Source organism: Photorhabdus asymbiotica (genome assembly GCF_003634575.1).
Lineage (GTDB): Bacteria > Pseudomonadota > Gammaproteobacteria > Enterobacterales > Enterobacteriaceae > Photorhabdus > Photorhabdus asymbiotica.
This window is the reverse complement of the sequence record NZ_RBLJ01000001.1, coordinates 1,075,513-1,090,907: the sequence shown is the minus strand read 5'-3', so window position 1 is coordinate 1,090,907 and position 15,395 is coordinate 1,075,513. Positions and strand designations below refer to the sequence as shown.

The window sequence follows — 15,395 nt, the reverse complement described above, 5'->3', positions numbered from 1 at the left end:
TGCTGTTTAGGCAGTTTTTACACTGGTATTAAAGATTGATGGCTTGGGAGAGCCAAATTGTATGAGTCGTACTCTTAATATTGCCCTTGCACAGCTTAATTGGATGATTGGTGACATTGAAGGCAACTGTGAACGTATGTTGCAGACAGTGCAGGAGCAACAGCAACAAGGTGCCGATTTGGTCATGTTTTCTGAACTGGCACTATCCGGTTATTCTCCAGAAGATCTATTATTCCGTGCTGATTTTCATCAACGTTGCCGTGAGCAACTAGCGCGTTTACAGGCTGCCAGTGATCAAGTGGCTATTTTGGTTGGCCATCCTTGGGAACAGGATGGTGAAATTTACAACGCGCTTTCCTTGTTCTGGCAAGGGGAGATCTTGACACGTTATTTTAAACAACGGTTGCCAAATTACGGTGTTTTCGATGAAAAACGCTATTTTAAAGCGGGCGATCAAAGCTGCGTTGTGCCGTTTAAGGGCTATAATCTTGGTCTGTTGATTTGTGAGGATTTATGGTTTGATGAACCGATTGATGCTTTGCAACAGGCTGGTGCGGATTTAATTCTTTCTATTAATGCTTCTCCATACAATCGTGAAAAACCTTATATACGTTATGAACTGATTAGAGAACATTGCCAACGTACAGACTTACCGATGGTTTATCTTAATCAGGTTGGTGGTCAGGACGAATTGATTTTCGATGGTTGTTCTAAAGTTTTTAATGCAAGTGGTGAAATTACGCACCGATTGGCTGCATTTAATGAACAAATTCAGCAATGTTGCTTTAATGAATTAAAGATTGAACCGATGGTTAATCCGGCACCTGAATTACCACCATTGCAGCAGGTGTATCAAGCCTTAGTACTTTCAGTGCGTGATTATGTGCGCAAGAATGGCTTTCAAGGTGTTCTGCTAGGTTTATCTGGGGGGATTGATTCTGGCCTGACGCTGGCCATTGCTGTTGATGCATTGGGTAAAGAGTATGTTCAGGCGGTAATGATGCCGTTCCGCTATACATCTGAAATGAGTATAGAAGATGCCAAAGAGCAGGCTGATATGCTGGGTGTTGAGTTTAATGTTGTGTCGATAGAGCCGATGTTTGATGCATTTATGGTGCAATTTGAACCTATGTTTGTTGGTACCGTCAAAGATACCACTGAAGAGAATTTACAAGCGCGTTGTCGTGCCGTTATTCTGATGGCGATGTCTAATAAGCGTCGTCGGCTGGTGCTGACAACCAGTAATAAGAGTGAATCGGCTGTAGGATATTCCACATTATATGGCGATATGGCGGGTGGTTTTAATGCGTTGAAAGATGTACCGAAAACATTGGTATTTGAATTGGCAAAATATCGTAATACGGTTTCTCCAGCGATACCTCAAAGAGTTATTGATCGTCCGCCATCAGCAGAATTGGCACCTGGGCAGCTTGATCAGGACAGTTTACCGCCCTATGACATTCTGGATGCTATTCTGGAGGGGTATGTGGAACAGGATAAATCTGTAGATGAGCTGATGGCTGCGGGTTTTGATGAAGAAGTAGTACGCAAAGTGATTCGTCTGGTTGATATTAACGAATATAAACGTCGTCAGGCTCCGGTTGGCCCGCGTATTACTCCCCGCAATTTTGGTAAAGACAGACGCTACCCGATTACCTCTGGTTTCGGTCGTAAAAACTGGTAACAACAGGAAAACTTCATGAAAAAGATTGATGCGATTATCAAACCTTTCAAACTGGATGATGTGCGTGAAGCTCTGGCGGAAGTTGGTATTACTGGAATGACGGTAACAGAGGTGAAAGGCTTTGGGCGTCAGAAAGGGCATACAGAGTTATACCGTGGAGCAGAATATATGGTGGATTTTCTGCCAAAAGTAAAAATAGAGATTGTTGTGCCAGATGATATTGTCGATACCTGTGTTGAAACCATTATGCAGACAGCACAGACCGGAAAAATCGGTGACGGTAAAATCTTTGTCTTTGATGTTGCCCGCGTTGTCCGTATTCGTACTGGTGAACAGGACGAAGAGGCGATTTAGCATAATTTAATTTTTGAGGGTGGTAATAGGCAAATCAAAGTACCACCCTTAAATATAAAAATTGGATTTTTTGTAGATAGGTTGAGGTAAAAATATTGCCAATATCATAGGAATGTCAGTCTAATATATTCATTAATTGTGATGTGTTATATGCTTAATTAAGCAATTATTTATAAATACCATTATATAAATCAATTTTTTTAAAGTCAGTTACACCCGATTTTAATAAATAAATTTATTTTTTTAATAATCGAACATGATAATTGATGTGTAATATTGTTTTTACAATTGACAAATTTTTTTTAAATCAATTGTTAATCGCTAACTTTATTATTTTTAATCTGAATTTGTTATAAGAATTTGAGTCTGTCTTTAAAAGTTAAATTAAAATTGTATTATTGCAGCAATAGTATCTTTCTAACTAAAGAGAGGAGCTCAAGAGTCTTATAGGTAATTGAATTTATTATCTCCTTTTAGGCTGATGCAGTAGTAACTATATACCCAATAGATTTCAAGATGCATCGCGACGGCAAGGGAGCGAATCCCCGGGAGCATAGATAACTATGTGACCGGGGTGAGTGAGTGCAGCCAACAAAGAGGCAACTTGAAAGATAACAGGTATAAACTTCACTTTAATAATGTAGAGGTACATATGACAGATTTTCATCGTTTTAACTCTCATTTGTTTCAAGTCATGGATTGGCATTTTTCTCCTGAAACGGGAACACCATTTTGGCTTGAGAAATGCAAAACATTAGATTTTGATCCATTGCAAGATGTGCGCACTTTCTCTGATTTAATGTTATTTCCAGATATTACTGATGAACTCCGGGATGTTCCTGTTGAAAGTTTGGTACCTCGAGGTTTGAAGGGAGCTGTGATCGCAGGCATATTTGAAAGTGGTGGTACGACAGGGCGTCCTAAGCGGGTTGTTGTATTTGAAGAATGGTTAGAACAACTTATAACTTGGCGTCTGAATGATATACAAATCATTAATAAGAGGGCAGTAAAGAATACGCTCGCATTGGTTCCTTCCGGGCCTCATGTTATAGGAGCAATAAGCCGTTTTCGGGCTCGCTTCAGTGGAGGATATTTTTTCACCATAGATTTAGATCCACGTTGGGTCAAGAAGATGATCCAACAAGGTGATACTACTGGGGTAGATGCCTATTGCGAACATATTATTGATCAGGCTGAAGATATTATTAATACGCAACATATTAGTTATCTGATTATAACGCCGCCACTTTTAGAACGCATGGTAAGAAGAGCGGCTCTGGTCAGTCATTTGAATAAAACTTTGGACCTTATTGTCTGGGGCGGAACTCATATGGACCCGGATACACTGGCATGTTTACAATCCTCTATTTTTCCTGATGTCAAAATAACAGCCAGTTATGGCAGTACGATGATACTTGGCGAATCCAAATCAAGAGATGGTCAGGATTTTGACGGTTCACCTATTTTTGATAGTTTTGCCCCTAACGTTCTTTTTGACGTTATTGATCCGTTAACGCAAAAACCTGTTCCTTTTGGGGAGCGAGGCCAGGTTGTGATGAACTGTCTCAGTAAATTTGCCTTATTCCCGAATATGTTGGAGCGTGATACCGCTGTGCGACTGCCAAGGATAGATAATTACCCAGGGGCTGCCGTTGCTTTGGTGCGTCCTGTTGAGGAGATTTCTGGTCAGGCAGTGATAGAAGGGGTTTATTAATGTTAATCGATGGTGTAAATCCTGACGCAAAAACAGCAAGGGAGAGCAAATTGCAACAGGTGGAAGCTCTCGCAATGAAGTTGTTGGAGAAACTGCGGTAGTTCCCCCTGTTTATATCTGTGAAGTTATCCGAAAGATGAGAATTGCCCCTCGATTGAGGTTGGATGAAATTCATGTAGCGATGAAGAAGGCTGCAATAATTTATTCCAGTGAGAATGTTGCTGGTCTTTCTCCGTCAGAGTATGTGCAATTGGTGCATAGGGTCATTGGATTACCCGCAGGTATTATCGAAAGGTCGCTGACTGAAATTTCAGAAGTGCTTATGATGATGCCGGAGATAATCAAAGCATCTATGCCGCATGGCGCTATTTGGGATGTGGATGATGAGAGAGTTGCGGAAGGATGCGCTTTATTCAGCCGACGTGCAGATGTGTTGGCTGTTATTACTGGAGGTAATGGACCTGGAGCACATGCTTTATGGCCACAAGCCCTCGCTTTTGGGTATCGAATCTTAATTAAGCCTTCTGTTCGTGAACCATTCACAGCTCAGCGATTAGTTGCCTCATTGGAACAGGCTGGACTCGGAAATTATGTCGCGCTCATACCGACGGATCATCAAGGTGCGGACGAAATGGTTTCTGTAGCAGACTTGTCTATTATTTATGGCGGACAAGATGTTATTAATAAATACTATTCGAATCCTAGAGTGTTAATACAAGGACCGGGGCACTCGAAGATTGTGGTGGGTTCAGATGCTAATATTGATGAAGCAGTTTCACTTGTTGCGCGATCTGTCACGGCTTTTGGTGGTGCAGCATGTGTTTCTGCTAGCGCGGTATTAGTAGAAGGAGAGCCTGCTGATTTTGGTAAACGTTTATCTGAAGCTTTTAATCAGATGGATGCTGAAGAAATATTTCCGTTAGGATCATTGAATACCACGGTTTTATTACAGAAGTCGCTTTATTCGGAAAAGAGAAATGATGAAGATTTTCGGCTGTTTGGTGATCAAACATCATTGGGATATGTCCTTAGGCCCCATGTTACTGTTGTCGATAATCCAATAGATCCTTTAATTCAACGTGAACTTCCATTTCCATGTGTAACCGTGGCACCCTATAAGAATCCAGATAGCTTACAAATGCTATCAAAGTCGCTAGTTGTTACTGTCTTCTCGAAAAAACGTGAAATTCTGGACTCTATTTTCAGTGATACAACTATCAGTAATATTTATGTAGGAAATATACCCTATGGATTTCAAGATGCATCGCGACGGCCAGGGAGCGAATCCCCGGGAGCATAGAGAACTATGCGACCGGGGTGAGTGAGTGCAGCCAACAAAGAGGCAACTTGAAAGATAACGGGTATATTCCAACAACATGGATGGCTCCACTGGTACCTCATGATGGATATTTGTCAGAATTTTTGATGCATAGCCGAGGGATTCGTATTCAGAAAGATTGGTTGACTTCAAATTTATTGGCGCAGAATTTTAATTTATCGGGATATCACCCGGACAAATTGTTATTGGATGCCGGTTGTTTCCATGACGCGGTGATTGCTGAGACACAAAAATATCAAATCCGGCTGTTTTGCTCTGAAAATGCCAACTGACAGAGCCACCGAAAAATCTACCCAAATCGTTATTTATCTATAATGCTGAGCAAGACAGTTATACCTGTCCTGCCCACTATCAATTATCCTTGAAAAGCACAGTGGCCGCGTCGGAAAAAACGCGAGGTATCGGGTTTATGGCGGTGCCAATTGCGTCCAATGCAGGTAAAAAAACCAATGTACACAGGCCAAAGGTGGGATAAACGTAAAACGCTATCTGAAAGATGAAAAGCGGGGTGAACTTCGTTTACATATGGCTACCCCTGAGTCAAAACAGATATTGAGTCAACGAAAGAGCATCGTAGAACCGGTATTTTCAGCATTGCGGGGAATTCAGGGGTTGGAACGCTTTCGACGCAAGGGATTGTCAGCGGTAAAGCTGCAATTTACCCTGCATGCGGTGGCCTATAACTTATCAAGAGCAGTGGCTCTGATATTCTGGGTGATTTTTAGCTTGTTATTCGTACAAATAACAGGCACTAAAAAATGGAATCTGGGCTCAATTTAACGCGTTGGAAAAATGACCTCAACCCTTTTGCGACACCCTCGGAATGGCGCGGGTGTTTTGTTATTTAATCGGAACTCTGGATAGAAAATTGAACTGATTGCCTATTCTAGGATTAGAGTTTTTAACCAAGAAAAAACCGATCTTATGGGGAATAGGAATGGACAAATTAGTTGAATTCTTCTGTGATTTCGATGATTTTTGCTACACTTTCATTCCGCAACGGGAGCAACAGTGTATTGAGGATAATCGCGGTAAACGCAGACGTCATAGCCACATGAGTGCAGCGAGATAATGACTATCATGATCGCCTTTTAAATTCTAAGTCATCGGGATTTCAAAAATTTTCACTTCGAATTAATCAGACGATGAAAAAAATTGCCTTACTTGATGAAATTGCTAATGCCATCTTTTTCATAGCTTCCGACTTTGCCGGTCATAGCACTCTACAAGATGTCATCATCAATGAGGTACATCTGAATAAACAAATACTAGGAGTTGTTGACGTTTCGAGTTATTCGTCACATATTAATCAATAAATTACTACTGGTAGATACAAGGTTACGTAAACTCCGGCTATTTTGTACAGCTTTCCCTATACGGTGGCTCTTTTGTAGTTAGGGGAAATAAATTGCTGAATCCTGCTATTGTTCATACCAGAAATAGTCAAGGCAATTCTGGCCTTTTGTCTCGTTGTTCAAAGCAGCCAAACTGTGGATGTTTGACTGCCTTTCGATACTAGAGGTAATTATCCATCGGGTATGGACAGAAATAGAACATCATCTGAATTAGGCATGAAGTATCTATCTAATAAATGTTCTGAAGTCGCTCCAGAAAAAATTAAATAATTTAAAGACAACACATTGGGAAAGATCTTCTAAAGATTTAATGCTTAAGGTCCGGTATATAAATCTCTTTTAATTTCTGTAATATGATTTTACATTCGTCCACAATTTGAACGTTATTCAGAATACTATAATGATTTTCATCAACATAGGAAATATTCACTGCCTGTGTGGATTGGGCTTGCCACAGGCTGGTCAAACTCTGAAATCTCGACATTCTTTTCTTGGTTAACCATATTGATAAAGGACTGTCAATTATCGGCATGTGCGTGTCCGCATTGATAAGTCCATGTGATTTTTCTATTGCTCGGCAGAATGTCAGAGTTTGTTCCAAACTCACTTTATTCGACATAATGTCTTTGTTTAACATATAAGTATGTTTTGCCTCAGCTAAAAAGTCCTCCCCACTTTCATGATGTTGTGAGTATTTCAGTTTACTCCGGTCGATGCCAAACGAATCACAAATATTATTATAACATTTTTTTATGCTGATTGTTTTCGTTTGTTGAGCAGAAAGACTCATATCAATCACACCAACGTGAGCAAAAGGAAAACCTTTATCTGCAGCAATAGCGGCCATGTGCATAGCCAATCGCCCTCCCAGGGACCAACCGATGAGCATGTTGGATTTTGTCGCCGAACGCTGAAGGAGTGTGTCAACATGAGACATAGCAAGCTGATAGAGTGATGTTTTATCAGACGTAACTGTGTCGCTTGCCAGCCATGGGCTGCTGATAAATTTTATATTGGCATAATCTTTCAGCTGGCTAATCAAGAAAGAATAGTATTGCAAATGACCTCCAGCAGCATGAACCAGATATAGTGTTGGGCTACCTGCTTTGTCATCGCTACCTGACAAGCTTGTAAGCGGTAAAAACGTAGATTTTTTCTGGGTGATCCTGTATGTAATGTCAATTAATTTCTTGCACTCAAGGATGTCCATTAAAGTTAAGTTGGTATTAAATACTTTCTTGAGTTTTCCCAGCAAAGTAATGCCGGATAAAGAACTACCACCAAGTTGAAAAAAACTCGCATGAAGGGTGATATCTTGTTCGTCACAAGTTAAAGTTTCGGCCAATAATGTTTTAAGAGTTCCCATTTCAGTTGTCTCATACAACTCAGTGCTAACTTTTCGTTGCAAAGCAATGGCAGTAGTCGATATCAATTGAGAAAGATCCAGTTTTCCGTTACGTGATAGAGGGAAACGTTCTATGAAATGGTATTTTGTAGGATGCATATAGACAGGAAGCAAGGTAGAAAGATGCGCACGAAGTTGTGATTCTGTTGATTCAACCAGATCCAGACAAACATCTGACAGAGTAATATAAGCTTCCAGATAACGCTCTTCAAACATCGATTCCTTATTGCAACAGATAACACGAACGTCGCCAATGAGACCGCTACTTTTAAGTGCCGTTTCCACTTCATTGATTTCAATACGAAAGCCTTGTAACTTAACCTGATAATCTTCCCTACCAAGAAACTCTATATAGCCGGATCGATTCCATCTACCACGGTCTCCAGTTCTATATAATCTGCAGCCCAGCTCAGAATGAAAAAAGAAACTGGAGGTTGTATTTTCGTGGTCACGCCAGTATTTCCGTGCTACTCCGGCACCACCAATATAAATGTCGCCTGTTTTACCGTAACCACATAGTTCATAGTTTTCATCTAGCACGAACATACTTTGATTTGGCAATGCAACGCCGTAAGGAATGCATTGTCTATAACTGATGCTGTTTTCTAGTGAGTAATATACAGACCAAATGGAAGCTTCCGTTGCACCACCGAGACTGGTAATCATTGCGTTAGGAAAAAGTTTGTGAGCTTGGTTTACTAGCCTAGTAGAGATCCAATCACCACTAAGCCAGATATGGCGTAAACTAGGTAGCTCCGAGATGTTTTCTTGCTCACAGTAGCTGACTAGTAGTTGCAAAACGGCCGGCACCGAATTCCATACAGTAATATAGTGTTTTTGTATCAGTTCCAGCCAGATAGAGGGTTCTCTGATATCGTCTTCATGCATACAAACTACGGTTGCTCCTGCAAGCCAACTGCCGAACAGATCATAAACCGATAAATCGAAGCCAACATCTGCTATAGATAACACATTGTCCCGAGACGTAATTGCAAAAAGATGATTCATAGACAGTAGAGTATTAGTAACGGATGCATGCTCAATGGCAACTCCTTTAGGTTTGCCAGTTGTCCCTGAAGTATAGATTATATAGGCAAGATCCTGCGGCTGGCAGTTTATGGGCACAAAATCTACGGCAGACTTAGCAGCTGTAAAAAAATTGTCATTCAGAATAACCCTGCGTGTTCCTCTGATGGCTTGAGTACATGAAGATTGCTCAGTGCTCAGGATGATTTGGCTATTAGAAAGTTCCAGAATCGATGCAATACGTTTGAGTGGTAGACCAGCAGGTAATGGCAAATAAGTTCGCCCCGATAGCACAATACCCAGCATTGCGATAGCCTGAAGTGCACCACGGGAGATGTCAACAGCAATAATGTCATTCGTATGGATATTGTTATTCAGCCAACGAGCAATGGTGCCTGCTTTTTCTATAAGCTGGGCATAATTCAATACATTATCCCCCTCAATTAAAGCTGGCAGCGTTGGATTATTATTCATTTCTCGCCATAGTCTAGAAGGTAATGTTTGTTGTAGAAATGAAGGTATATCCAAACCTTTTGAAAGTCGCCGCAATTCCTCCATGTCGGATGAAGTATTAAGATCATAGTTGTTGAGGGTTAACATGTCGTTGTGAGCAATTTGTTCTAATAGAATGAGGTAAGCTCCAGATAATGCACGTATCGTATTAATATTGAATAAGTTTGAGTTATATTGCCATTCAAGGTGAATGCCTTCTTCGGTAGAGATAATCTCCAGTACCAAATCAAACTTCGGTGGAGCATAATGCCTAGGAAGCGTTTTAATCTGCGCTGAGCCAAAAACAAATTCATTGCTTTTTCTATGTTGGCAAACGAACATAATTTGGAATATAGGATGAAAATGCCCACGTATTGGCTGCAATTTTTCAATCAAATAGGCGAATGGCAGCCCTTGGTGCCTGTAAGCCTCTGCAAATTTGTTGGCCGTTTCTTTCAACAAAACCGCGAATGTATATTCTTCTCGTATCTGGAACTGATAAGCAACAGTGTTAACGAAACTACCGGGCACGCTATTCAATTCCTGTATATTTCTGTTGGCAACAGGACTGCCAATAACAACACGTTCAGATTCAGATTTCTTGGCGATCAGTACCGCAAATGCTGTGTGTAATAAGGTGAACAACGATGTACCTTCACGGTTTGACGTCTTTATCAAGTCTCTTGTTAAGCGGCAAGGAAGACTATTTCTGATAATATTGGTTTTTAATTCGTCATAGTTGATTGTGATATCATAAGGTAACTTATGTCTTTCCGGTGCACCATGGAGTTCATCCCTCCAAAATTTCAGACTATGATCAACGTCACTGACGTTAATGAAGGGGTCTTCAAGAAATTGGAAAAACTTTCTATCAGAACGAGAACATATACTGTCGTCGCCCCGATAGTTATGATTGAGTTCATTAACTAGGATATTTGCTGTCCAGCCATCAACTATACAGTGGTGAAAAGTTAGGAAAAGGTAATGGCAAAATTTATTTGTTTTTAATATGTGACAACGTATTGGAAGTTCGGAAGCAAGATTAAAAGGTTGCGTGCATTGTCCAGCTAATGTCTCTGCAATAATCTGTTCCTGCTCCTCAATAGGTAAGTGACTGATATCCTGATAACATGAGTTATAAACCTCCGCATCAGGTTCACGGAATTCGATAGAGATAGTGTCATCATCCATCTTGTATATTCCGCGGAGTATCTCATGGCAGCTTATTAGTTTCTTTAGAGCGGATATTAGCCTTATAGGGTCAAAGTCCCCGATGATTTCCTTTGCAATAGGAATATTGTACATCGCACTTCCCTTGGTCAGGTTTTCATACAACCAAAGATATTGACCTGCATACCTGTCAATGTCATAGCGTTCCTTGATAGCTGTGTTATCTAGCTGTGTTTCATGGCGGCATCCAGCTATAAAATCAACGATATCCGGATCGTCTGTATTAATGTTTTTTATTGCAGCAGAGCAAATAACCCTATGTTGCGGAGATAGTTGTTCAAACCGGACTCCTGCTTTAGCCAGTTCCATTAACTTAATCAATCCAAAAATACTCATTATATCAATCCATTACAGTTAATCTGCGTATAAGCTTTCTATGGCAACAATTTTTGTTACAACCTATTCTTTACTGTTATTCATGGAGCGGCAATGCTCGGAAAACAGGTTTAACCAATGTGTAAATTTACACAATTGCACACCTGGATTCCGCTTTTGAACTTCCATAAATGCCGTCTGATGATCAATTGTTTCATCCTGGCAATTAAGCCCATCAAGAGCTAACTTTCTCATTGCATAACTGAATAACAACTCGTCGGCTGAATTAAACATTATATTGGGGAAATACCCCATAAGGGCAGATGCATCGATAAGATTAGAGATATTTCTCTCTATCTTATTAAATTCATAGTGCTCAAATTTAGTAATAAATTTTATTCTTTTGTGAGAATAACCATTCAAAAAGATTTTCCTGAATATTCTCATACTTTCTGGTGTACACAAGAAAATAATCTCTTTTGTGCGTAGTGCCACCAAGCGTAATAACATGGATTTTAGTTTTACCAACCACTGTAATATTTCTTGTTCTGAGTTTGGTACGTTGAAAATGGTCATTGAAATTGAGTCTCTCTCCACAGCATCTTCAATCTCCCTAATATCCATTCTTATGATATGATCATCGAAACCAACATGTACTGTATTATTTGAATTACCAAAGAATGCATCTGATGAAGTAACAATAACAACCTTATTTTTCTTGGTAATTTTCGATAAGAATTGATGTTCATCTTGGTATGATGGGTTTTCAATAAAAAACGTTAACCTACCGTGGATTGAATTCGAACTATGCTCATCAATACATTGGTTGATGAGACAACGAATATCTAGCATATCCACACTCAGATCAAAATTATGATTGGCAATCTCAATCAGGTGATGGTAAAAATCCGTAATTTCAGGATGTTCAAAAACATCTTGCAAGCTCAAGTCAAGCTGACAATAGGCATTAATTCTATTAGTAATTTTTATTGCTTGTAAAGATTCTCCTCCAAGATCGAAGAAATTACCATCAGCGTTTCCCAGCGTTGAACTCCAAACCTCGTCAAGGAGGAGCCGCAATGTTGTGGAGCTAAATATTTTTTGCTTCTTCGGAAGCGTTAGAGGATAATTTTCTACTGTTTTGTAATCTATCTTACCATTGAGTAATTTCTCCAAAGGCATTTTGTGATGAATGAAAACTCTCGATCCATGGAGGTTTGGTAGTGCTAAAAGCAGGGCATATCTAATCTCTTTCTCGAGGTTTTTCTCTGAGTAATAATGGGCACATAAAACTTGACCTGAAGTAGTGATTTTAGCGATCACACAAACCTCAATAACGCCAGATACATCAGATATGCAAGATTCAATGTGGTCGAGACTAACTCTGTGACCTGCAATTTTCACTTCTCTTATTTTTCTGCCGAGGAACACAAGAGTGTCATCTTGTGCTTGATAGGCAATATCCCCAGTACGGTATGCTGGAACATGTTGCCCACCTACATTGATAATGATAAATTTTTCTTTGGTCAGTTCAGGGTTGTTCAGATAGCCTTGGCAGACCGTTGGGCCAGCGATTAGCAATTCACCAGCAATGCCCTTGGGAACCACACGGAGGTTTTTACCTACAATCATGGTCATGACATTGTCGAGTGGTTGACCAATGGATATCGGGGTATTATCACTTTGGACTTCAGCAGTTGTAGCAACCACGGTTGCTTCTGTTGGACCATAAGAATTGATCAAACGTTTTCCTTCCGGTTGATGTTCAAACCATGTTTTTTTGGTTTGCTGCAACAGGTTTTCTCCACCAATAATGAGTGTCTTCAGCTGAGGAGGTAGACGCAATTTACCATTTAACGAAAATACCAATTCGTTAAAATAGGCTGTTGGCAAATCAAGAACGCTTATATCATACACATCACAAAATGAGAGGAATTTACTAAAGCTTCCTGATATGTACTCAGGGGGTATGATAAGACTAGCGCCAGAAGTAAGTGTAGAAAAAACCTCTTCTATGCATGCATCGAAATGCAATTGAGAAAAATTTAAAATACGGTCTTCAGATACAATACCATAACGTCTTATTGCGCTTTGAATGAACGTGTTTAATGATTCTCTTCCGCATATAACACCTTTCGAGGTACCTGTAGTACCTGATGTGAACATAATATAGGCAACATTGGCAGGGAGCTCAATTGTCACATGATCCGTCTTTAGTTGGATAAGAGCACAGTGGGGAAATAACCGTGGGCAAAATCCTTGTGTGATTTGCCAAGCAGGGGATACCCTTACCTTTTCCATGAGGGAGGATAACTGAGAGCTAACTACAATTACATCGGAAAACTGACTTATTAGCCAGATACAATCTTGCTCACTGGCTGAGATGTTTAAAGTTGCAAATGGAAGCTTTAAGGAAAGAGCAGCAATCATACAGGCCACGGCTTCAGGGCCTTTTGGTAGATTAATCAGAAGTACTGTAGAAGATGACAAGTGATATTTGCTCAGTTGTTCTATCCAAGAATAAGAATAGTCTACCAACTGACGGTACGAAATATACCTGAAATAAGGCAAGAGATGTTCCGGTGTTTGGATAGCTATGTTGCCAGCAAAACATGACGTGCCGTGTCGAATAATGCGTTGTATGATATCATCAGGTTCTCCTGTGGTTTGAATAGTACCTAGATGTGATGCTGGCAATTTGCATCTTAGAGCGGATACTGTGAAGTCTTGTTGACTATTATCCAAAAAGGTAAACAGGTGCTGTATGGATGAGCAATGCAATGAAAGTTGCTCATAGTCATATAGCCCAGAATTCGCATCAATCTCTAATCTGATATTTTTCCGAGCAGCATTCGGGCGGATATTAAAAACGATATCGTGAGCACTTCCAGAACGTACGTTATGTATATTGCTGTCAGTATTGTCTAAAAATCGAATTTCATTATCGAATGGGATAATGTTAACAACAACGTTAAAGAGATTGGTATTATTATCATTACCCCTCAGTTTTTTTATTTCCTCATATCTAAAATCCTGATGTTTTTTTAACTGTTTTATCTTGTTTTCTATTTCATGGGCGACGGAAAGATAACTGGATGTTTCATCGATACTAAGTATGAGAGGAACTACATTGGTTTTGCATATTAATGCCTGACGCGACACATCATCTGCTCTAGCCATCATCGGTAGTCCAATGGATTGTTTTTGCTCATCTGAACACAAGTACATGTATATCATGACCATGGCGATCATTTTCGACAACCATGAAGGCTCTTTATTTTTAAATTTAAAAAAATTATCCGTACATTCCCATGTGGCACAATGACGGATTACACGTCCCTGTGGTGAATTTTTTAGCGCCAATGTTGTTGGAAAAGGAATATGGCTACATTCTGTCTGCCAAAAATCTTTAGCCGCGGAGTAACGAAGAGATTTCTTATATTTAGATTCAGATTCTATGATTTCTGAGATAGATGGACTCCCTAGTGAATTTAATTTCCCATTTACTAATGAGCGATATACCTCAGCTACCTTGTGGAAAAATAAATAGATGCTATACCCATCGAGCAGAATATGATGGGTACAGAAATACCATAGAAAATGTGTTTTTCCTAGAATAAAAATTTTATGTCTATATAGAGGTGGAGATGAAATGTCAATATCTATTGTGACATCTTGTTCCATCATGAGTATTGCTTCAACTCTATTATCTTTCAAATGTGTTAGATTTATAACCTCTACCGTGGAATATGTATTAACTTCTTCTAAGAATGGTATGCCATTATCCTCTGCAAACCGTATTCTCAGTGTTGGCGTTGCATCTATCACATACCCAATAGCTTTTTTCAATATTGTAATATTAAGAGCATGACTTATTTCAATATATTCTGCAATATTATAATAAGATGATTGTATATTTTCCTTACTTCCATAATAGAATCCACTTTGTGAATCCAACAATATATTCTTTCCCATTTTCTTTATCCAACATTTTTCTTATTTAGAATGACTTTATTTTCTTTGCATTCTATTTTTTCTTGTCATCAACCTACCGGATCTTTTGGATTGCCAAACCATTTTTTCTACGTTAGCAAAAGGGGTAACCCCTTTGAAATAATCAAGGCAATAGACCGCACTGCCAGGGCGACAGCAAAAGTCAAGAATGCACATAATCCCACCTTCATTCCACTCGCTAATATGCAAACAATAATGTGGATCATGGATTAATCGATGTAAAGTATCTTCCCTTAGATAGGCCCAGGTTATATAACCAAGGGGTCTATCTAAATAATCGAACAGAATCTTAAATTGTTTTTGGCCTATCGCTTCTAAGGTCCAATACTGTAAGGTCTTTATATGATAAAAACTATAATTGTTGTTCATTAACATACAGCTGACGGCAAAACCTAACTTCTCGTGATCGGAAAAATCATCCTTGCCATTACAACTTTCCTTAATAAGGCTCATAGTTATTCCTCTAA

9 protein-coding genes and 1 pseudogene are annotated in these 15,395 nt (G+C 39.6%); 7 read left to right on the top strand and 3 right to left on the bottom strand.

The window, feature by feature from the left end; all coding sequences use genetic code 11:
- The first annotated feature begins 61 nt into the window (after positions 1–61).
- From BDD30_RS04785 to BDD30_RS24610, 7 genes and pseudogenes are all read left to right on the top strand, one after another.
- The gene (locus BDD30_RS04785; RefSeq protein ID WP_015833475.1) at positions 62–1,684 is read left to right on the top strand and encodes an NAD+ synthase; all 1,623 of its coding nucleotides are present in this window, start codon (positions 62–64) and stop codon (positions 1,682–1,684) included.
- 15 nt (positions 1,685–1,699) lie between these two features.
- A complete protein-coding gene (glnB, locus tag BDD30_RS04780) occupies positions 1,700–2,038 on the top strand; it encodes a nitrogen regulatory protein P-II (RefSeq protein ID WP_011147501.1) in 339 nt (112 codons plus the stop codon).
- Positions 2,039–2,603: 565 nt separating this feature from the next.
- The gene (locus BDD30_RS04775) at positions 2,604–3,752 is read left to right on the top strand and encodes an AMP-binding protein (protein WP_249039913.1); all 1,149 of its coding nucleotides are present in this window, start codon (positions 2,604–2,606) and stop codon (positions 3,750–3,752) included.
- Between the two features lie 136 nt (positions 3,753–3,888).
- Positions 3,889–5,052, top strand: a complete 1,164-nt coding sequence (locus BDD30_RS04770) for an aldehyde dehydrogenase family protein (RefSeq protein ID WP_015833477.1) — start codon at positions 3,889–3,891, stop codon at positions 5,050–5,052.
- Between the two features lie 17 nt (positions 5,053–5,069).
- The gene (locus BDD30_RS23035) at positions 5,070–5,363 is read left to right on the top strand and encodes a hypothetical protein (protein ID WP_015833478.1); all 294 of its coding nucleotides are present in this window, start codon (positions 5,070–5,072) and stop codon (positions 5,361–5,363) included.
- A 181-nt stretch (positions 5,364–5,544) separates the two neighbouring features.
- Positions 5,545–5,871: pseudogene (locus tag BDD30_RS04760) on the top strand (transposase); the annotation flags it as partial.
- Between the two features lie 157 nt (positions 5,872–6,028).
- Entirely contained in the window at positions 6,029–6,163 is a 135-nt protein-coding gene (locus BDD30_RS24610; protein WP_015833480.1) for a hypothetical protein, read from the top strand.
- A gap of 590 nt (positions 6,164–6,753) precedes the next feature.
- Here BDD30_RS24610 and BDD30_RS04750 read toward each other — a convergent pair.
- From BDD30_RS04750 to BDD30_RS04740, 3 genes are all read right to left on the bottom strand, one after another.
- Complete coding sequence (locus BDD30_RS04750) at positions 6,754–10,935, bottom strand: non-ribosomal peptide synthetase (protein ID WP_015833482.1); 4,182 nt, start codon at positions 10,933–10,935, stop codon at positions 6,754–6,756.
- Between the two features lie 63 nt (positions 10,936–10,998).
- A complete protein-coding gene (locus BDD30_RS04745) occupies positions 10,999–14,889 on the bottom strand; it encodes an AMP-binding protein (RefSeq protein WP_015833483.1) in 3,891 nt (1,296 codons plus the stop codon).
- Positions 14,890–14,925: 36 nt separating this feature from the next.
- Positions 14,926–15,381: a toxin-activating lysine-acyltransferase gene (locus BDD30_RS04740; protein ID WP_015833484.1), complete on the bottom strand. Its 456-nt coding sequence runs from the start codon at positions 15,379–15,381 to the stop codon at positions 14,926–14,928.
- Between the last annotated feature and the right edge of the window lie 14 nt (positions 15,382–15,395).

What these genes read in the sequence shown, in the direction of transcription:
- BDD30_RS04785 (WP_015833475.1), top strand. Translation starts at nt 62, where the DNA reads ATGAGTCGTACTCTTAATATTGCCCTTGCACAGCTTAATTGGATGATT.
- glnB (WP_011147501.1), top strand. Translation starts at nt 1,700, where the DNA reads ATGAAAAAGATTGATGCGATTATCAAACCTTTCAAACTGGATGATGTG.
- BDD30_RS04770 (WP_015833477.1), top strand. Translation starts at nt 3,889, where the DNA reads ATGAGAATTGCCCCTCGATTGAGGTTGGATGAAATTCATGTAGCGATG.
- BDD30_RS24610 (WP_015833480.1), top strand. Translation starts at nt 6,029, where the DNA reads ATGGACAAATTAGTTGAATTCTTCTGTGATTTCGATGATTTTTGCTAC.
- BDD30_RS04750 (WP_015833482.1), bottom strand. Translation starts at nt 10,935, where the DNA reads ATGAGTATTTTTGGATTGATTAAGTTAATGGAACTGGCTAAAGCAGGA.
- BDD30_RS04745 (WP_015833483.1), bottom strand. Translation starts at nt 14,889, where the DNA reads ATGGGAAAGAATATATTGTTGGATTCACAAAGTGGATTCTATTATGGA.
- BDD30_RS04740 (WP_015833484.1), bottom strand. Translation starts at nt 15,381, where the DNA reads ATGAGCCTTATTAAGGAAAGTTGTAATGGCAAGGATGATTTTTCCGAT.